The 18,982-nt window shown below is 74.3% G+C and carries 18 protein-coding genes; 16 read left to right on the top strand and 2 right to left on the bottom strand.

Annotation, left to right across the window (positions count from 1 at the left end; genetic code table 11):
- Positions 1-81: 81 nt before the first annotated feature.
- The 14 genes from GKC29_RS22670 to GKC29_RS22605 all read left to right on the top strand — a co-directional run bounded on the left by GKC29_RS22670 (position 82) and on the right by GKC29_RS22605 (position 15,071).
- Complete coding sequence (locus GKC29_RS22670) at positions 82-1,092, top strand: quinone-dependent dihydroorotate dehydrogenase (RefSeq protein ID WP_155332732.1); 1,011 nt, start codon at positions 82-84, stop codon at positions 1,090-1,092.
- Between the two features lie 123 nt (positions 1,093-1,215).
- Positions 1,216-2,499 (top strand): adenosylmethionine--8-amino-7-oxononanoate transaminase, encoded by a 1,284-nt coding sequence (locus GKC29_RS22665; RefSeq protein ID WP_155332731.1) that lies wholly within the window; start codon positions 1,216-1,218, stop codon positions 2,497-2,499.
- Positions 2,500-2,706: 207 nt separating this feature from the next.
- Complete coding sequence (pyrF, locus tag GKC29_RS22660) at positions 2,707-3,546, top strand: orotidine-5'-phosphate decarboxylase (RefSeq protein WP_155332730.1); 840 nt, start codon at positions 2,707-2,709, stop codon at positions 3,544-3,546.
- Between the two features lie 173 nt (positions 3,547-3,719).
- Positions 3,720-4,037, top strand: a complete 318-nt coding sequence (mihF, locus tag GKC29_RS22655; protein ID WP_007458370.1) for an integration host factor, actinobacterial type — start codon at positions 3,720-3,722, stop codon at positions 4,035-4,037.
- A gap of 26 nt (positions 4,038-4,063) precedes the next feature.
- Positions 4,064-4,597 carry a guanylate kinase gene (locus tag GKC29_RS22650; RefSeq protein WP_155332729.1) on the top strand — a complete coding sequence of 178 codons (534 nt, stop codon included), beginning with the start codon at positions 4,064-4,066 and terminating at the stop codon, positions 4,595-4,597.
- A gap of 43 nt (positions 4,598-4,640) precedes the next feature.
- Positions 4,641-4,907 (top strand): DNA-directed RNA polymerase subunit omega, encoded by a 267-nt coding sequence (gene rpoZ / locus GKC29_RS22645; RefSeq protein ID WP_013285517.1) that lies wholly within the window; start codon positions 4,641-4,643, stop codon positions 4,905-4,907.
- A 14-nt stretch (positions 4,908-4,921) separates the two neighbouring features.
- On the top strand, positions 4,922-6,130 hold the full coding sequence (gene coaBC, locus GKC29_RS22640; RefSeq protein ID WP_155332728.1) for a bifunctional phosphopantothenoylcysteine decarboxylase/phosphopantothenate--cysteine ligase CoaBC: 1,209 nt from the start codon (positions 4,922-4,924) through the stop codon (positions 6,128-6,130).
- Positions 6,131-6,218: 88 nt separating this feature from the next.
- A complete protein-coding gene (metK, locus tag GKC29_RS22635; protein WP_155332727.1) occupies positions 6,219-7,412 on the top strand; it encodes a methionine adenosyltransferase in 1,194 nt (397 codons plus the stop codon).
- Entirely contained in the window at positions 7,409-9,373 is a 1,965-nt protein-coding gene (locus GKC29_RS22630) for a primosomal protein N' (protein WP_155334296.1), read from the top strand. Before metK ends, GKC29_RS22630 begins: the two co-directional genes overlap by 4 nt.
- Positions 9,374-9,507: 134 nt before the next feature.
- On the top strand, positions 9,508-10,491 hold the full coding sequence (locus GKC29_RS22625) for an AAA family ATPase (RefSeq protein ID WP_155332726.1): 984 nt from the start codon (positions 9,508-9,510) through the stop codon (positions 10,489-10,491).
- Positions 10,492-10,644: 153 nt separating this feature from the next.
- Entirely contained in the window at positions 10,645-11,910 is a 1,266-nt protein-coding gene (locus tag GKC29_RS22620) for a cytochrome P450 (protein WP_155332725.1), read from the top strand.
- A gap of 47 nt (positions 11,911-11,957) precedes the next feature.
- Positions 11,958-12,518: a peptide deformylase gene (gene def / locus GKC29_RS22615; RefSeq protein WP_155332724.1), complete on the top strand. Its 561-nt coding sequence runs from the start codon at positions 11,958-11,960 to the stop codon at positions 12,516-12,518.
- Between the two features lie 7 nt (positions 12,519-12,525).
- A complete protein-coding gene (gene fmt / locus GKC29_RS22610) occupies positions 12,526-13,452 on the top strand; it encodes a methionyl-tRNA formyltransferase (protein ID WP_155332723.1) in 927 nt (308 codons plus the stop codon).
- Positions 13,449-15,071 (top strand): transcription antitermination factor NusB, encoded by a 1,623-nt coding sequence (locus tag GKC29_RS22605; RefSeq protein WP_370463274.1) that lies wholly within the window; start codon positions 13,449-13,451, stop codon positions 15,069-15,071. The genes fmt and GKC29_RS22605 overlap by 4 nt, the downstream gene beginning before the upstream one ends.
- Before the next feature lie 12 nt (positions 15,072-15,083).
- On the opposite strand, the gene GKC29_RS22600 is transcribed toward GKC29_RS22605, so the two are convergent.
- Together GKC29_RS22600 and GKC29_RS22595 are read right to left on the bottom strand one after the other, a co-directional pair.
- Positions 15,084-15,950, bottom strand: coding sequence for a septum formation family protein (locus tag GKC29_RS22600; protein ID WP_155334294.1), 867 nt, complete (start codon positions 15,948-15,950; stop codon positions 15,084-15,086).
- Between the two features lie 90 nt (positions 15,951-16,040).
- Positions 16,041-16,937, bottom strand: a complete 897-nt coding sequence (locus GKC29_RS22595; RefSeq protein ID WP_155334293.1) for a septum formation family protein — start codon at positions 16,935-16,937, stop codon at positions 16,041-16,043.
- A 256-nt stretch (positions 16,938-17,193) separates the two neighbouring features.
- On the opposite strand from GKC29_RS22595, the gene rpe reads away from it, so the two are divergent.
- Together rpe and GKC29_RS22585 are read left to right on the top strand one after the other, a co-directional pair.
- Complete coding sequence (rpe, locus tag GKC29_RS22590) at positions 17,194-17,874, top strand: ribulose-phosphate 3-epimerase (protein ID WP_155332722.1); 681 nt, start codon at positions 17,194-17,196, stop codon at positions 17,872-17,874.
- 1 nt (position 17,875) lies between these two features.
- Positions 17,876-18,856, top strand: coding sequence for a response regulator (locus tag GKC29_RS22585; RefSeq protein ID WP_155332721.1), 981 nt, complete (start codon positions 17,876-17,878; stop codon positions 18,854-18,856).
- Positions 18,857-18,982: the final 126 nt, after the last annotated feature.

Here is an 18,982-nt window from a genome sequence, read left to right as displayed (position 1 = left end):
CACGTCGATCATGAAGTTGACGGGTGGGTTGATCTCCGATCCACCCGCCAACTTCATGATCAACACGGTGGGGGGCCGACGGTGATGTTCGAGCGGGGGGTGCGGCCGGTTCTGTTCCGGGTGGGGGGTGGGGACGCGGAGGCGGCGCACGAGTGGACGCTGCGGCGGCTCGCCGGCCTCGCCCGGGTGCCGGCCGCGCTGGCGGTCCTGCGGGCCCGGTACGCCGTGCGGGCGCCCCGGACCGTCTTCGGCGTGGAGTTCCCCAACCCGGTCGGGCTGGCCGCCGGGATGGACAAGGACGGCGCGGCGCTGCCGGCGTGGCCGGCGCTGGGCTTCGGGTTCGTCGAGGTCGGCACCGTCACCGCGCACCCGCAGCCGGGCAACCCCCGGCCGCGGCTGTTCCGCCTGCGCGACAGCGAGGCCGTGGTGAACCGGATGGGCTTCAACAACGCCGGCGCCGCGGCCCTCGCGGCCCGGCTGGCGGCGCTGCCCCGCCCGATCGGGGTGCCGCTGGGCATCTCGCTCGGCAAGTCCAAGGTCACCCCCCTCGACGAGGCGGTCGAGGACTACCGGGCGTCGTACCGCGCGCTGCGCGACCACGGTGACTACTTCGCGGTCAACGTCTCGTCCCCGAACACGCCGGGCCTGCGCTCGTTGCAGGACCGGGCGCACCTCGACGCGCTGCTGGGCGCCCTGGTGGGGGAGAAGCCGGTCCTGGTGAAGATCGCACCGGACCTCACCGAGCCGGCGGTCGCCGAGCTGCTGGAGGTCTGCCTGGCCCGGGGCGCGGCCGGGGTGATCGCCACCAACACCACCCTCGCCCGCGACGGCCTGGCCCCGGCCGACCGGGCGCGCGGCGCCGAGACCGGCGGCCTGTCCGGCCGTCCCCTCGCCGCCCGGGCCCGCGAGGTCGTTGCGTTCGTGCACCGGGAGACCGGCGGCCGGCTGCCGATCGTCGGTGTCGGCGGCATCCTCGACCCGGACGACGCCACCCGGATGTTCGACGCCGGCGCGTCCCTGGTCCAGCTGTACACCGGCTTCATCTACCGGGGACCGGCCCTGGTCCGTGCCGCCGCCCGTGCGGCGGCGTGAAGGTCCCGACCCGGTGAGGCGGCCGCGCCGGAGCGGACCCGCCGGGGTCACCCGGCCCGCCGGCGCGTTCCCGGGGCGGGCGGGCCCCGGCGCCGCGACCGGTCCGGGCAGGAAGGAACTCAGGTGACTCCCGAGCAGATCGCGCGGATCCAGGCCGTCGACGCGGCGCACGTGTGGCACCCGTACGCGGCGGTGCCACCGGCCAGCCCGCCGTACGTCGTGGAGAGCGCGCAGGGCGTACGGCTGCGGTTGGCCGACGGGCGGGAGCTGGTGGACGGCATGTCGTCCTGGTGGGCGGCGATCCACGGCTACCGGCACCCGGTGCTCGACGAGGCGGTGACCGACCAGCTCGGCCGGATGAGCCACGTGATGTTCGGCGGGCTGACCCACGAGCCGGCGGTCACGCTCGCCCGCACCCTCGTCGAGCTGGCCCCGGACGGCCTGGAGCACGTCTTCCTCGCCGACTCCGGCTCGGTGAGCGTCGAGGTGGCCGTGAAGATGTGCCTCCAGTACCAGCGGGCCACCGGCCGGCCGGAGCGCCGCCGGCTGGGCACCTGGCGGGGCGGGTACCACGGCGACACGTTCCACCCGATGAGCGTCTGCGACCCGGAGGGTGGCATGCACCACCTGTGGGGCGACGTGCTGCCCCGGCAGGTGTTCGCCCCGGTGCCACCGGGCGGCTTCGACACGCCGCCCGACCCGGCGTACGAGGCGGCGCTCGCGGACGCGGTCGAGCGGCACGCCCACGAGCTAGCCGCCGTCATCGTCGAGCCGGTCGTCCAAGGGGCCGGTGGGATGCGCTTCCACCACCCGCACTACCTGCGGGTGCTGCGGGAGGTCACCCGCGCCCACGGGGTGCTGCTGATCTTCGACGAGATCGCCACCGGCTTCGGCCGGACCGGTGCGATGTTCGCCGCGGAGCACGCCGGGGTGGCCCCTGACGTCCTCTGTGTGGGCAAGGCGCTCACCGGGGGGTACCTGACCCTGGCCGCCGCCCTCTGCACCCCGGAGATCGCCCGGGGCATCTCCCGGGCCGGTGTGCTCGCGCACGGTCCCACCTTCATGGGCAACCCGCTCGCCTGCGCGGTCGCCAACGCCTCCCTCGGCCTGCTGCGGGCCGGGGACTGGCCGGGCGAGGTGCAGCGGATCGAGGCGGGGCTGCGGGCCGGCCTGGAGCCGCTGCGTGGCGCGCCGGGCGTGGTGGACGTACGGGTGCTCGGCGCGATCGGCGTGGTGCAGCTCGACCACGATGTGGACCTCCCGGTGGCCAGCGCCGCGGCGGCCGGCGAGGGCGTCTGGCTGCGGCCGTTCCGGGACCTGGTCTACACCATGCCGCCGTACGTCACCGACGACGCCGACGTGGTCCGGATCGCCGCCGGGGTCGCGGCCGCGGTGAAGGCCGGCTGACCGGCCGGTTCCGGCCGGTGGGGGAGTACGCGGGCGGCGCGGGCCGCCCGCCGGGAAGCGCCCGCGGGGGCGGCGACGGACGCGGGCGGGCACGTGGCCGTCGGTGCAGTCGACGCGCCCGGGCGGGCGCGGTGGTGGCGGGGGCGGCGTGCTGCCGCCCCGAGACGACGACGATGCGCGCTGCGGGCGCGGAGAGGGAGAGCAGCGATGGAGACCTTCGGCGCCCGGTTGCACCGGGCCGTCAGCGAGCGGGGACCGCTGTGCGTGGGCATCGACCCCCACCCGGGTCTGCTCGCCCGGTGGGGGCTCGACGACGACGTGCGTGGCCTCGAACGGTTCGCCGGGACGGTGGTGGAGGCCCTCGGCGACCGGGTCGCGGTCGTCAAGCCCCAGTCCGCCTTCTTCGAGCGGTTCGGGGCCCGTGGCGTGGCAATCCTAGAGTCAACTATCCGACAGTTACGAAATTGTGGCTCGCTCGTTCTGCTCGACGTCAAGCGCGGTGACATCGGCTCGACGGTCGCCGCGTACGCGTCCGCGTACCTCGATCCATCGAGTCCGCTCTATGTCGACGCGGTGACGGCGAGCCCGTACCTCGGCGTCGGCTCACTCGCGCCGATGTTCGAGCTGGCCGCCGCCAACGGGGGTGGCGTGTTCGTGCTGGCGCTCACGTCCAACCCGGAGGGGGCGGCCGTCCAGCGGGCCCGCGCCGCCGACGGGCGGACCGTCGCGCAGACCGTAATCGACGAGATTTCCCAGCTCAACGCGGGTGCGCAGCCGTTGGGCAGCTTCGGCCTGGTGGTCGGGGCGACCATCGGCGAGACCGGCCACGACCTCTCCACGGTCAACGGTCCGCTGCTCGCGCCCGGCCTCGGCGCGCAGGGTGGGAGCGCGTCCGACCTGCGCGTCGTCTTCGGTTCCAGCCTGCCCGCGGTGCTGCCGTCGTACTCCCGCGAGGTGCTGAACGCGGGCCCCGACGTGACCGCCCTGCGGGCCGCCACGGACCGCGTCCTGGCCGACTGCCGGGCCGTCCTGGCTGGCCGCGACTGACTGACGGCTCGGTCACTTTCTGTTGATCATCGCGCGTCCACGTTGCCGAAAGCTCCGCTGACCGCTAGTTTTCCCCGCGCTGGGAACCAAGGACACCTTGGTTCACAGCGACACCACGTTTCACAGTGCGGCGGTGCGTCCCGCCCGTCGCGATAGGGACCTGAGGAGAACTGGTGCCGCTCCCGTCACTGACCCCCGAGCAGCGCGCAGCCGCGCTGGAGAAGGCCGCGGAGATCCGCAAGGCCCGCGCTGAGCTGAAGGAGCAGCTCAAGCAGGGCAAGACCACCCTCGGAGCCGTTCTCGAGCGGGCCGAGTCCGACGACGTCGTCGGCAAGCTGAAGGTGTCCGCCGTCCTGCAGGCGATGCCGGGCATCGGCAAGATCCGGGCGACCCAGATCATGGAGAAGCTCAAGATCGCCGACAGCCGGCGCCTGCGTGGCCTCGGCGAGCAGCAGCGCAAGGCCCTGCTTGGAGAGTTCGCCGCCAACTGAGGCCGGCAGCCGTGTAGAAACAAGCAGTGAGCACGGATGGCGAGACGCGCCCGGTGGCTCGGCTCACTGTCCTGACCGGGCCTTCGGGTTCCGGCCGGGACGGTGTCGCCGCGCTGGTCCGGGCGCGTTCTCCCGCCGTGTGGACGCCGGTGCCGGCGACCACCCGGCCCCGGCGTGACCACGAGGTGGACGGCGTCGACCGCGTCTTCCTCACCCCCGCCGAGTTCGACCGGCTCGTCACCGTCGGCGGCCTGCTGGAGTGGAGCCGCACCGGCCCGCACCGGCGGGGCACGCCCGGCGAGCCGCTGCGGTCGCGGCTCGCCGGCGGTGATCCCGTCCTGCTGCCGCTCGACCTGGCCGGCGCGCTGCTGGTCCGGGCGGCGGTGCCGGACGCCCGGCTGATCCTGCTGCATCCGCCCGGCACCCGGCCCGATCCGGTCACGGCGGGCCACTTCGAACACACCGTGGCGCACGACCTCACCGAGCGGGTCGTGGACAAGCTGGTAGGATTGTTCGGTTCTTCCTTCCTGGCTCCGGCGCGACCGCGCGTGCGCGGTTGACCGCCAGCACCGCGCGCGGTGTGACAGACGCAGAGGTCAACACGTGGGATCCATCGCCACCAACCCCGAAGGCATCACCAACCCGCCGATCGACGAGCTTCTCGAGAAGACCACGTCGAAGTACGCGCTGGTCATCTTCGCCGCCAAGCGTGCGCGGCAGGTCAACGCCTACTACAGCCAGCTCGGCGAGGGCCTGCTGGAGTACGTCGGCCCGCTGGTCGAGACCACCCCGCAGGAGAAGCCGCTCTCCATCGCCATGCGCGAGATCAACGCGGGCCTGCTCACCGCCGAGCCCACCGACCAGCCGTAACCCGCACCAGCCCGATGTCTCCCCGGATCGTCCTCGGGGTCGGCGGCGGGATCGCCGCGTACAAGGCGTGCGAGCTGCTGCGGCTCTTCACCGAATCGGGCCACCAGGTCCGCGTCGTCCCGACCGCGTCGGCGCTCCGCTTCGTCGGGGCGCCGACCTGGGCGGCGCTCTCCGGGCAGCCGGTCGCCGACGACGTCTGGTCGGACGTCCACGAGGTTCCCCACGTGCGGCTCGGCCAGCAGGCGGATCTGGTGGTCGTGACGCCGGCCACCGCCGACCTGCTCGCCAAGGCCGCCCACGGGCTCGCCGACGACCTGCTCACCAACACACTGCTCACCGCGCGCTGTCCGGTCGTCCTGGCCCCCGCGATGCACACCGAGATGTGGGAGCACCCGGCCACCGTCGCCAACGTCGCGACCCTGCGGGCCCGCGGCGTGCGGGTCATCGAACCGGCGGTCGGCCGACTCACCGGCGCCGACACCGGCAAGGGACGGCTGCCCGACCCGGCGGAGATCTTCGCCGTGGCTCGGCGCGCCCTCGCGCGCGGCGTCGCCGCCCCGGCGGACCTGGCCGGCCGGCACGTGGTGGTCACCGCGGGCGGCACCCGGGAGCCCCTCGACCCGGTCCGTTTCCTCGGCAACCGCTCCTCCGGCAAGCAGGGGTACGCGTTCGCCCGCACCGCCGTCGCGCGGGGAGCCCGGGTGACGCTCGTGTCGGCGAACGTCACGCTGCCCGACCCGGCCGGCGTCGACATGGTGCGGGTCGGCACGACGAGCGAGCTGCGCGAGGCGACGCTCAAGGCCGCCGTCGACGCCGACGCGGTGGTCATGGCGGCCGCTCCGGCCGATTTCCGCCCGGCGACGTACGCGACTGGCAAAATCAAGAAATCGGACGACGGCAGCGCGCCCACGATCGAGCTCGTCACGAACCCGGACATCGCCGCCGAGCTCGGCCAGCGCCGTCGCCCGGAGCAGGTGCTGGTGGTGTTCGCCGCGGAGACCGGCGACGCCGAGGCCAACGGCCGGGCGAAGCTCGCCCGCAAGCGGGCGGACCTCATCGTCATCAACGAGGTCGGCCCGGACAAGGTCTTCGGCGCCGAGACCAACGCGGCGACGGTCATCGGCGCGGACGGCTCGGTCAGCCGGATGCCCGAGCAGTCCAAGGAAGACCTCGCCGAAGGCGTCTGGGATCTGGTCGTCGCCCGGCTCGTCGGCCGTTCCTGACGGCTGGAACGGGCACGACCGAAGAGGCCGACTCCGGACGCGGGTGATTACACTGCCGCGGAACGACCTTTCCAAACTTAGGAGTGCCGTGACACGCCGCCTCTTCACTTCCGAATCGGTCACGGAAGGCCATCCCGACAAGATCGCCGACCAGATCAGTGACGGGATCCTCGATGCGTTGTTGGCGGAGGATCCGCGGAGTCGGGTCGCGGTGGAGACGTTGATCACGACTGGTCAGGTGCACATCGCGGGTGAGGTGACCACGAAGGCGTATGCCGACATCCCGACGATCGTGCGTCGCACGATCCTGGGTATCGGCTATGACTCGTCGAAGAAGGGTTTCGACGGTGCCTCGTGTGGGGTGAGTGTGTCGATCGGGGCGCAGTCGGCGGACATCGCGCAGGGTGTGGACAACGCGTTCGAGTTGCGTACGGGTGCGTCGGAGAGTGCGTTGGACGCGCAGGGTGCCGGTGACCAGGGGATGATGTTCGGCTTCGCGTGTTCGGAGACGCCGGAGTTGATGCCGTTGCCGATCGCGTTGGCGCATCGGTTGTCGCGGCGGTTGGCGCAGGTGCGTAAGGACGGCACGGTGCCGTATCTGCGGCCGGATGGTAAGACGCAGGTGACGATCGAGTACGAGGGTCTGCGTCCGGTGCGGTTGAACACTGTTGTGGTGTCCAGCCAGCATGCGGCGGACATCTCGTTGGAGTCGCTGCTCACCCCGGATGTTCGGGATCATGTGATCACGCCGGAGGTGGAGTCGCTGGGGTTGGATACCGAGGGGTACCGGTTGTTGGTGAATCCGACGGGCCGGTTCGAGATCGGTGGTCCGATGGGTGATGCCGGGCTGACCGGTCGGAAGATCATCGTGGATACGTACGGCGGGTACGCGCGGCACGGTGGTGGGGCGTTCTCGGGTAAGGATCCGTCGAAGGTGGACCGGTCGGCGGCGTATGCGATGCGGTGGGTGGCGAAGAACGTGGTCGCCGCGGGTCTGGCGGAGCGGTGTGAGGCGCAGGTGGCGTATGCGATCGGTAAGGCGCATCCGGTGAGTTTGTTCATCGAGACGTTCGGCACGGAGACGGTGCCGGTGGAGCGGATCGAGAAGGCGGTCACGGAGGTGTTCGATCTGCGGCCGGCGGCGATCATCCGGGATCTGGACCTGATGCGGCCGATCTACGCGCAGACCGCCGCGTACGGGCACTTCGGTCGGGAGTTGCCCGACTTCACGTGGGAGAGCACCGACCGCGCCGCCGACCTCAAGTCGGTAGCGGGAGCCTGAGCGGCACCACGCGCAGCGACCGGCGACCCGCCGAGGGGTCGCCGGTCGCTCGTGTCTGCGTCGACGTGCCGCTGGCCCACCTCGATCGCCCCTTCGACTACCTGGTGCCCGAGGCCCTCGACGCCGACGCCGCCCCCGGCACCCGGGTGAAGGTCCGCTTCGCCGGCCAACTCGTCGACGGCTGGCTGCTGGAGCGGGCCGACGCGTCCGAGCACCCCCGGCTCGCGTACCTCGACAAGGTCGTCTCCCCGGAACCGGCGCTCGCGCCGGAGATCGCACGGCTCGCCCGCGCGGTGGCCGACCGGTACGCCGGCAGCCTCGCCGACGTGCTCCGCCTCGCCGTCCCGCCCCGCCACGCCCGGGTGGAGAAGGAACCCCACCAGCCACCCGAGGCGGGCGAAGCGCCTCCCGTACCGGACGGCTGGCGCGACTACCCCGCCGGCCCGGCCCTGCTGCGGGCCCTCGCCGACGGCCGCCCCGCCCGCGCGGTCTGGTCCGCGCTCCCCGGCGAGGACTGGCCCGCCCGGTACGCGGAGGCCGTCGCCGCGACCGTCGCCGGTGGCCGAGGCGCCGTGGTGGTGGTCGCCGACGCGCGCGACCTCGACCGGCTCGACGCGGCCCTGACCGGCGCCCTCGGTCCCGGCCGGCACGTCCAGCTCACCGCCGCGCTCGGTCCGGCCCGGCGGTACCGGGCGTTCCTCGCCGCCCGCCGTGGCGACGTCCCGGTCGTGATCGGCACCCGGGCCGCCATGTTCGCCCCGGTGCACCGGCTCGGTCTGGTCGCCATCTGGGACGACGGCGACGACCTGCACGCCGAACCCCGGGCCCCCTACCCGCACGCCCGCGAGGTGCTGCTGACCCGCGCCCAGCTCGCCGACGTCGCCGCCGTGGTCGGCGGGTACGCCCGCACCGCCGAGGCCCAACTGCTCGTCGAGACCGGATGGGCCCGCGAGGTCGTGGCCGACCGGGCCACGGTCCGCGCCCGTACCCCGGCCATCGCCCCCACCGGCGACGACCCGCAACTGGCCCGCGACCCGGGCGCGGCCACCGCCCGGCTGCCCAGCCTTGCCTGGACCACCGCCCGCGACGCGCTGCGCGCCGACGCCCCGGTGCTGGTCCAGGTGCCCCGCCGCGGCTACCTGCCGTCGGTGGCCTGCGCCACCTGCCGCACTCCGGCCCGCTGCCCACACTGCGCCGGCCCCCTGGCCCTCCCGTCCGCCGAGGGGGCTCCCGCCTGCCGCTGGTGCGGGCGCGTCGCCGCCGCGTACGCCTGCCCGGAGTGCGGGGGACGGCGCCTGCGGGCCTCGGTCACCGGCGCCCGGCGGACCGCCGAGGAACTGGGCCGGGCGTTCCCGGGCGTGCCGGTACGGACCTCCGGGCGGGAGGAGGTCCTCGCGACCGTGCCCGGCGGTGCCGGCCTCGTCATCGCGACCCCGGGCGCCGAGCCGGTGGCCGACGGCGGCTACGGCGCCGTGCTGCTGCTCGACTCGTGGGCGCTGCTCACCCGCGCCGACCTGCGGGCGGGGGAGGAGGCGTTACGGCGGTGGCTCGGCGCCGCCGCACTGGCCCGTCCCGCGGCGGCCGGCGGCCGGGTGGTGGTCGTCGCCGACGGCGGGCTCGCCCCGGTCCAGGCGCTGCTGCGGTGGGACGCGGCCTGGTTCGCCGCCCGGGAACTGGCCGAGCGCCGCGACCTGGGCTTCCCCCCGGCGGTCCGGATGGCCAGCGTCACCGGCCCACCGGCCGCCGTCGCCGACCTGCTCGCCGAGGCCCGGCTGCCCGAGGACGCGGAGGTGCTGGGCCCCGTCCCCGCCGACGACGACCGGGAACGGATGCTGGTCCGGGTGCCCCGGGCCCGCGCCGCCGCCCTCGCCGGGGCGCTGCACGCCGCGGCCGGGGTGCGCGCCGCCCGCAAGGCCGCCGACCCGGTCCGGCTCCAGGTCGACCCCCTCGCCCTGTTCTGACCGGTCGCACGCCGCGCCACGGTCATCACCGTCCGTCACCGAAGCGGGTGTGGCGGACACGCTGTGTGGGAAGTGACCCGGGTACGGGTGATAGCATCGCCCGTCATCAGCCGGTGATCAGAGGTGGACCAGTCGTGACCGTTCGTCAGTCGATCGTCTTCAACGGTGACCTCGGCAGCGGCAAGAGCACCGTCTCCGTGGAGATCGCCAAGCGCCTCGGCATGCGCCGGGTCAGTGTCGGCGACCTCTACCGGCAGATGGCGCAGGAGCGGCAGATGACCGCCCTCCAGCTCAACCTGCACGCCGAGCTGGACCAGGCCGTCGACGGCTACGTCGACCAGCTCCAGCGGGACATCGCCGCCTCCGGCGAGAGCCTCGTCATGGACTCCCGGCTGGCCTGGCACTTCTTCACCGACGCGCTCAAGGTCCACATGATCACCGAGCCGGGCGAGGCGGCCCGCCGGGTGCTCCTGCGGCCCTCCGGCCCCGCCGAGAGCTACACCTCCCTGGAGGAGGCCAAGGCCAGGCTCAAGGAGCGCAGCGAGAGCGAGCGCGGCCGGTTCATCGTCCGGTACGGGGTGGACAAGGCCCGGCTGCGGAACTACGACCTGATCTGCGACACCACCCGGGCCACCGCCGAGGACGTGATCGAGCACATCGTCGACGCGTACGAGGGGCGGCTCTGCCCGGACGTGCTGCGGGACACCCCGCCGCTGCTGCTGCTCGACCCGGCCCGGGTCTACCCGACCGAGGACATCGCCGCCCTGCGCGACCTGTGGGACACCGAGTTCGTCGACGACGTCGCCGCGGCCGGCGACGAGGCCCTCGAACCGCTGCGGATCGGCTACACCGGCGAGTACTTCTTCGTCGTCGACGGGCACCGCCGGCTCAGCGCCGCGCTCCAGAACGGGTTCCGGATGGTGCCCGCGCGGCTGGTCGCCGAGGTGGACGAGCCCGTGGTCGGCGGGATGAGCGCGATCGACTACTTCACCGCCCAGGTGCGGCCCAGCCTGATCCACGACTGGGAGGCGGCCCACAAGATCGAGCTGCCGCTGCCGGAGCACGCCCTGCTGGGGCGCGGCGCCGTGCTGGCGGGCGAGCCCGGCGCCGGTTCCTGACCGCCGGGTCGGCCCGGCCCGCCTCGGCCGGGCTCCCGGCCCCGTGGCGTCGGCGCGACCCGCACCGGCGGCCCGTGCCTCGGCGGGGCTGACGGCGGGCCGCCGCGCGCGCATGATGGAGCCTCCGGCACCCCTCGACGCGGGAGGCGACCCATGGACGCATCCGAGGCGGTCGCACTGCTCATGTCGCCGCAGGGGCGGCTCGACCCGTACCCGACGTACGAGCGGCTGCGCGCGCACGGGCCGGTGGTGGAGGCCGCGCCCGCCTTCTTCGTGGTCACCGGGTACGCGGAAGCCGACGCGATCCTGCGCGACGCCCGGTTCGGCGTGCTCGACGACGACCTGCGGGACAACCTCTGGCCCGGATGGCGGCAGAGCGCGGCCGTCGCGTCGATCTCCCGCTCGATGCTGCGGACCAACCCGCCGGACCACACCCGGCTGCGCCGGCTCGCCGCCGGGGCCTTCACGCCACGCCGGGTCGCCGCCATGCGGGACGTCGTCGCGGCGCAGGCCGACCAGCTCGTCGACGCGATGGCCGAGCGGGGACGGGACGGCACGCCGGTCGACGTCATGGCCGACTTCGCGTACCCGCTGCCGGTGGGGGTTATCTGCGCGCTGCTCGGCGTACCCGCGCAGGACCGGCCGCTGTTCCGCCGCTGGGCGGCCGACCTGACCGGCATCCTGGAGCCGGAGATCACCCCGGAGGACCTGGCGGTGGCGGACCGGGGCGCCACCGAGCTGAGCGACTACTTCGCCGAGCTGGTCGCGGCGCGACGGCGGGCACCCGCCGACGACCTGACCACCGCCCTCGTGCAGGTGCACGACGCCGACGGTGACCGGCTCTCCGGCGACGAGCTGCTGGCGAACCTCGTGGTGCTGCTGGTCGCCGGCTTCGAGACCACCACCAACCTGCTCGGCAACGGCCTGGTCGTGCTGCTGGACCACCCCCGGGAGGCCACCGCGCTGCGCGCGCACCCCGACCTCGCGCCGGCGCACGTCGAGGAGCTGCTCCGGTACGACTCCCCGGTCCAGCTCACCACCCGCCGCAGCGACGCGCCGGCCCGGGTCGGGGGCACGGAGCTGCCGGCCGGCAGCTGGGCGCTGCTGCTGCTCGGTGCCGCCAACCGCGACCCCCGGCGCTTCCCGGAGCCGGCCCGGTTCGACCCGTGGCGCGCCCAGCCGCATCCGCTCTCCTTCGGGGCCGGCCCGCACTACTGCCTCGGCGCCGGGCTGGCCCGGCTGGAGGCGCAGGTCGCCTTCCCGCTGCTGCTGCGCCGGCTGCCCGGCCTGGCGCTGGCCGGCACGCCCCGCCGCCGGACCCGGTTGACGCTGCGTGGCTACGACACCCTCCCGGTCACCGTCGCCGCGGCGGTCGGCGATCGCGGTACGCCGGCCGGGGCCGGCCCGGCCACTCCGTAGACTGGTACGGCACGCCCGTCGCCGAGCCCACGAAGGAGCCACCCCGCGTGACCGTCCAGCCCATCCGTCTGTTCGGCGACCCGGTGCTGCGCACGCCGGCCGATCCGGTGGTCGACTTCGACGTCGAGCTGCGCAAGCTCGTCGCCGACCTGACCGACACGATGCGCGAGCAGAACGGTGCCGGCCTCGCGGCGCCGCAGCTCGGCGTGGGCCTGCGGGTGTTCACCTTCGACGTCGACGACGTGGTCGGCCACCTGGTCAACCCGGTGCTCGAATTCCCCGACGAAGAGGAGCAGGACGGCCCGGAGGGCTGCCTCTCCATTCCCGGGCTCTACTTCGACACCAAGCGTCGGCAGAACGTCATCGCCAAGGGCTTCAACGGCTACGGCGACCCGATGCAGATCGTCGGCGCCGGCCTGATGGCCCGGTGCGTGCAGCACGAGACCGACCACCTCGACGGTGTCCTCTTCGTCGACCGGCTCGACGCGGCCGGCCGTAAGGCGGCCATGAAGGCGATCCGCCAGGCCGAGTGGTACGACCCGGCCGCCCCGCCGACGGTCAAACTCAGCCCGCACGCCGCCAGCAGCCCCTTCGGCCTGGGGCGGTGACCGGCCGATGCGCCTGATCTTCGCCGGCACGCCGGCCGTCGCCGTCCCCGCTCTGGAGGCGGTCGCCGCCTCCCGCCACGAGCTCGTGGCCGTGGTCACCCGGCCGGACGCCCCCGCCGGGCGCGGTCGTGGGCTGTCCCGCTCCCCTGTGGGCGCCTGGGCCGACCAGCACGGCGTCGAGGTGCTCACCCCCGCCCGGCCGCGCGAGCCCGAGTTCCTCGACCGGCTGCGCGAGCTGGCGCCCGACTGCGTGCCCGTCGTGGCGTACGGGGCGCTGGTCCCGCCGGCCGCCCTGGAGATCCCCGGGCACGGCTGGATCAACCTGCACTTCTCGCTGCTGCCCGCGTGGCGGGGCGCGGCGCCGGTGCAGCACGCGGTGCTGCACGGCGACGAGCTGACCGGCGCCAGCGTGTTCCAGTTGGAGGAGGGGCTGGACACCGGGCCGGTGTTCGGCACCGTCACCGACGAGATCCGCGCCACCGACACCTCCGGGGACCTGCTGGAGCGGCTCGCCCACTCCGGCGCCGGCCTGCTGGTCGCCGTGCTCGACGCGATCGAGGACGGCACCGCTCGGGCCGAGCCGCAGCCGGCCGACGGGGTGTCCCTGGCGCCGAAGCTCACCGTCGAGGACGCGCGGGTCCGCTGGACCGACCCGGTGTTCGCGGTGGACCGCCGCATCCGCGCCGCCACCCCCGCCCCCGGCCCGTGGACCACCTTCCGCGACGAGCGGGTGAAGCTCGGCCCGGTGACGCCGGTCGCCGACGGTCCCGACCTGAAGCCGGGGGAACTGCTGGTGGAGAAGTCCCGGGTGCTGGCGGGCACCGCCACCACGCCGGTGCGCCTCGGCGAGGTCCGGGCCGCCGGCAAGAAGGCCATGCCGGCGAGCGACTGGGCGCGTGGCGCCCGGGTCGCCGCCGGGGAGGTCTTCGCGTGACCGACCGCGCCGACCGCTCCGACCGTCCCGACAACCCCCGCGGCGGCCGTTTCGACGCCGGCCCCGCGGGCGTCCCGGACGCCGCCCGTCTCGGTCGGGCCGACGAGCCCGGCTCCACCCGGTTCGGGCGGGCCACCGGTGGCCGGCCGGACCGCGCCGCGCCCCGGCGGGCCGGTGCGCCCCGCGACGACCGGCGGGCGGGCGCCGGCCGCCCGGAGCGCGGTGCCACCACCGGGGGCGCACGCCCCGGTCGCCGTCCGGGACCCGCCGACCGGCCCCGGTACGCCGCGTACGAGGCGATCGAGGCGGTCAACCGGGATGACGCGTACGCCAACCTGGCGCTCCCGGCGATCCTCCGCGACGCTGGGCTGGCCGGCCGTGACGCCGCCTTCGCCACCGAGCTGACCTACGGCACACTGCGCCACCTCGGCACCCTCGACGCGATCCTCACCGACGCCGCCGGGCGGGACGTGGCCCGGATCGACCCCCCGGTCCGCGACGCGCTGCGGCTCGGGGCGTACCAGCTGCTGCACACCCGCGTGCCCGCGCACGCCGCCGTCTCGTCGACCGTCGACCTGGTCCGGACCGTCGGGCCGGGCGCGACCGGGTTCGCCAACGCGGTGTTGCGCGAGGTCGCCGGTCGGGACGTCGACGCGTGGGTGGCGAAGCTCGCCCCGCCGATGGACACCGACCCGGTCGGCCACCTGGCGCTCGCGCACAGCCATCCGCAGTGGATCGTGCGGGCGTTCGCCGAGGCGCTCGGCGGCGACCTCGGTGAGACCACCCGCCTGCTCATCGAGGACAACGAACGCCCGCCGGTGCACCTGTGCGCCCGCCCCGGGCTCGCCGACCCGGTCGAGCTGGCCGACGAGGTCGGCGGCGCGCCCGGCGCGTTCTCCCCGTACGCGGTCTACCTGGGCGGCGGCGCGCCGGGCGACCTGCCGGCGCTCACCGAGGGCCGGGCGCACGTGCAGGACGAGGGCTCCCAGTTGGTGGCCGACGCCCTCGCCGTGGCCCCGCTCGACGGGCCGGACGGGCGGTGGCTCGACCTGTGTGCCGGCCCGGGCGGCAAGTCCGGCCTGCTCGGCGCCATCGCCGCCCAGCGGGGGGCGCGGCTCACCGCGGTGGAGGTGTCCGAGCACCGCGCCCGCCTCGTCGCGCAGGCCACCCGCGATCTGCCGGTGACCGTGCTGAACACCGACGGCCGCGCCGTCGGCGACCACCCGAAGCTCGCGGAGGAGCACTTCGACCGGGTGCTGGTCGACGCGCCGTGCACCGGCCTGGGGTCGCTGCGCCGGCGGCCCGAGTCGCGTTGGCGCCGGCAGCCGTCGGACCTGCCGGCGCTGACCCGGTTGCAGCGGGAACTGCTCGGGGCGGCGCTGCGGGCCGTGCGCCCCGGCGGTGTGGTCGCGTACGTCACCTGTTCGCCGCACACCGTCGAGACGCACGTGACGGTCACCGAGTCGGCCCGCCGGGCCGGGGTGCCGGTCGACTTCGTCGACGCCCGCCCGCTGCTGCCGGCGGGGATGCCCGGGCTCGGCGGTGGGCCGACGGTGCAGTTGTGGCCGCACCGGCACGGCACCGACGCGATGTTCCTCGCGGTGCTGCGCCGCGGCTGACGCGGCCGGCGCTCAGCCCATCGGCAGGCCTGAACGGCCGGCGCCCTTCATCGAGCGGGTGAGGTTGCGCTCGCTCACCCACAGGAAGCACTGCACGCCGCGGTTGCCGTCGCGCCACTCCGCCTCGAGCGGGTGGTACCAGATCGAACCGGTGCGGAAGCGGACCTCGCCGCGCGGCACCTTCGCGTACGCGGCGATCAGCGCCAGGCAGCCGTCGCGGACGCGGCGGTCGTTCTTGGTAAACGCCGCGTAGCTGGTGTCCGGCGCGACCCAGACGCCGACGAACTCGGCGTGGTGCGGGCGGGTGCACGACACGGGGGCCATCCGAATGATCCGGTCGTCCTTGACGGCCGGGTTGAAGCAGGTGTGCCGCAGCGGCGACGAGCCGGCCAGCGCCCCGCCGAGACGGGCCGTGCGGGTGACCACGCTCGGGTCGTCCATGCTCCGGATCTCCGCCGCGTCGCAGCGGAACCAGCGGGCCCCACCCGTCCAGGCGGCCGGTGACGGGAACACCACGGACAGGCCGACCCGGCCGCTGCGCCAGTCCGCGCCCAGCGCCCGCGTGGCCTCCCGGTCGCAGGTGGCGTGCGCGGTGCGCGTCCCGGCGGAGCCGGGCGACGGCGGCGTCGTCCCCGTCGCGCCGGCACCGGTCAGCGTGCCCACGTGCAGCGTCTCCACCCGGTGCGGCCGCTCGCACGGCACCGGGTCGTACGCCCCGAGGTAGCCGACCCGGGCCACGTGCGCGTGACACGTCCCCGCCTCGGGGACGAAGGCGGTCGGGGCGCTGATCGTGGCCCAGTCGTCGACCAGGTCACCGTCGGTGCCGGCCGGCGGCGCGACGCAGCCGGTGAGCGCCACGACCACCACGCCGAGCGCCATTCCCGCGAACCAGCGTCGCTTCACCCTCCGACCTCCCGTCGCCCGGTAGACGCGGCATCGTCGATGCCGGCCACGGAGCGGGAGCATACGTCAGATCGCCGGCAGCCCCTGCGGGCCCGCGCCGCGCATCGAGCGGGTCAGCTTCCGGTCGTCACTCCACAGGAAACAGCGCACGCCCCGGTCGCCCTCCTCCCACTCCCGCTGGGACGGCGGGTAGAAGATCGAGCCGGCCCGGTACGGCAGGTCGCTGTTGTTGGGCACGTCGGCGAAGGCGGCGATGAGCGCCATGCAGCGCTGGTGTGCCTGCTGCTCGTTGCGGGTGAACTCCGCCCAGCTCATGTCGCGTTCCACGTACACGCCGACGAACTCGGCCCGGTGCGGCTCGGTGCACAGCACCGGTGCCATGTAGTTGAGGTTCTCGCCGATCAGCTTGGGGTCGAAGCAGCGGTGGATCAGCGCGGAGTCGCCGAGCATCGCGCCGCGGAGGCTCCCGGTCCGGTTGACCGGCCGGGTGTTGTCGATGCTGTCGGTCTCGCTGAGGTCGCAGCGGAACCAGCGGGCGCCACCGGTCCACGCGGGAACGGACGGCAGGGCGATGTTCATGGTAAGGCGGGCGGAGTGCCAGTCACCGCCGAGCACCTCGCGGACCCGCTGGTCGCACTCGGCGCGGGCGGCGCGCAGGTCCGGCGAGCCCGGTTCGGGCCGGCGGGCGCCGTCGGCGACCGGGCCGGTGAACGTGCCCACGTGTACGGCCTCCGCCAGGTGGTTGCGGGCGCAGTCCACCGTCTCGTACGTGCTCGCCTGCACCACGGCGGTGATCCGGGGGAGGCAGACCCCGGCGGCCGGGACGAACAGCCGCGCCTCGGCCAGCGCGGGCCAGTCGTCGGTGAGGTCGCCGTCGGATCCGCCGGGCCGTACGCAGCCGCCGAGCAGGAGCGCGGCCGCGCCGGCCAGCGCCACCGCTCGGAGAGGAAGCCACCGTCGCATCATCCGCCCTTTCCGGGAGCTGACGGCCGGCCACCGCGGACCCGGCCGGCGCGCCAGGTGGTCGTGCGGCCCACGTCACCGTCCCTCATGGAGTTTTGCCGTGTTTCCGTCATCCAGCCAGTCACGAATGACCCTTCGTCCGGATTCACCCGTCCGGAACGGCCAATTCTGCACCACTGGTCACCGCTGGGTCACAGGGCGTCCCGGTTGGTGCCGTGCCGGCGGCGGCTGGTGGCCGCGTTCGTACACTGGCCCCGTGACCGTACCGCCGCCCATCGTCGCGCCGAGCATCCTGGCCGCCGATTTCGCCCGCCTCGCCGACGAGGTCCGTGCCGTCGAAGATGCCGCCGACTGGTTGCACGTGGACGTCATGGACAACCACTTCGTGCCGAACCTGACCATCGGGCTGCCGGTCGTGCAGAGCCTGCGGGCCGCCACGAAGCTCCCGTTCGACGTGCACCTGATGATCGAGGATCCGCGCCGGTGGGCCCCCGGGTACGCCGACGCCGGGGCGTACAACGTCACCTTCCACGCGGAGGCCTGTGACGACCCGGTGGCGCTGGCCAAGGACCTGCGGTCGGCCGGGGCGAAGGCGGGGCTGGCGATCGACCGGGACACTCCGGTCGAGCCGTACCTGGACCTGCTGCCCAGCTTCGACACGCTGCTGATCATGACGATCAAGGCGGGCTTCGGTGGGCAGCGGTTCATCCCGCACCTCCTCGACAAGGTGCGCACGGCGCGCCGGCACGTCGACGCCGGCCACCTGGAGGTGCGCATCGAGGTCGACGGCGGCATCGCCGCCGACACCATCGCCCAGGCCGCCGAGGCCGGTGCCGACGCCTTCGTCGCCGGCACCGCCGTCTACGGCGCGGACGACCCGGCCGAGGCCGTCCGGAAACTGCGGGCCATGGCGGAACGCGCGGCTTCCGGGGCCTGAGGTGGACCCGGCCGGCGACCGCCCGGACGTCATCCTCGTCGTCGACGACGACGAGGACATCGCGCGCTTCGTCGAGTTCAACCTCCGCCTGCACGGGTACGACGTGATCCACGCCAGCGACGGCCAGGAGGCCCTCGAGGTGATCGGGCGTCAGCGTCCCGACCTCGCCGTGGTGGACCTGATGATGCCGCGCGTCGACGGCCTGGAGCTGACCCGGCGGCTGCGCGCCGACCCGATGACCGCGGCGCTGCCGGTGATCATGCTGACCGCCAAGGGGCTCACCGTGGACAAGGTGCACGGCCTCAGCGCCGGCGCCGACGACTACCTGGTCAAGCCCTTCGACACCGCCGAACTGGTGGCCCGGGTCAGCTCCACCCTCCGTCGCAACAAGGAGTTCCGCGAGGTCTCGCCGCTGACCGGGCTGCCCGGCAACAGCCGGATCCGCCGGGAGATCGCCGACCGCGTCCGGGTCGGCTCGGACTACGCGGTCGGCTACATCGACATCGACCGGTTCAAGAGCGTCAACGACCGGTACGGCTTCGTCCGCGGCGACGACTTCATCTCCGCGCTGGCCCGCAGCCTGCACCGGGCCGTGGTGTCGGTGGGCCTCCCACCGGCCTTCCTCGGGCACGTCGGCGGTGACGACTTCGTCTTCGTCTGCACGCCGGAGCAGGTCCGGCCGCTCACCTCGCGGGTCTCGGCCGACTTCGAGAAGGCCGCCGACGCGCTGTACGACCCGTCGGACGCCGCCCGCGGCTACGTCGAGCTGAAGGACCGGCGCGGCAACCTGCGCCGCGCCGCCCTGGTCACGCTCTCGATCGGCGTCTCCGTCTCGGACGCCGACAAACGCATCACCAGCCCCCTGGAGGCGATGACGATCGCCTCGGAGATGAAGACGGTGGCGAAGAGCCAGCCCGGCTCGTACGTGGCGGTGGACCGGCGCCGCGGCGTGGCCGATCCGAGCGATCGTCATGTGAAGTAGCTCGCGAGGGTGGCGACAGTCGCCCCGGAGCGTGTAAGACTGCCGGTAGTACCCACCACGCGCTGGCGGGACTCGGTGTAATTCCGAACCGGCGGTGATCCACGGTGCGACCGTGGTAAGCCCGCG

Source organism: Micromonospora sp. WMMC415, assembly GCF_009707425.1.
Classification (GTDB): Bacteria; Actinomycetota; Actinomycetes; order Mycobacteriales; family Micromonosporaceae; genus Micromonospora.
This window is presented reverse-complemented; position numbering and strand designations above follow the sequence as displayed.

Coding starts and splice junctions, on each gene's coding strand:
- pyrF (WP_155332730.1), top strand. CDS start 2,707: ATGGAGACCTTCGGCGCCCGGTTGCACCGGGCCGTCAGCGAGCGGGGA.
- coaBC (WP_155332728.1), top strand. CDS start 4,922: ATGTCTCCCCGGATCGTCCTCGGGGTCGGCGGCGGGATCGCCGCGTAC.
- GKC29_RS22620 (WP_155332725.1), top strand. CDS start 10,645: ATGGACGCATCCGAGGCGGTCGCACTGCTCATGTCGCCGCAGGGGCGG.
- fmt (WP_155332723.1), top strand. CDS start 12,526: ATGCGCCTGATCTTCGCCGGCACGCCGGCCGTCGCCGTCCCCGCTCTG.
- GKC29_RS22600 (WP_155334294.1), bottom strand. CDS start 15,950: ATGGCGCTCGGCGTGGTGGTCGTGGCGCTCACCGGCTGCGTCGCGCCG.
- GKC29_RS22595 (WP_155334293.1), bottom strand. CDS start 16,937: ATGCGACGGTGGCTTCCTCTCCGAGCGGTGGCGCTGGCCGGCGCGGCC.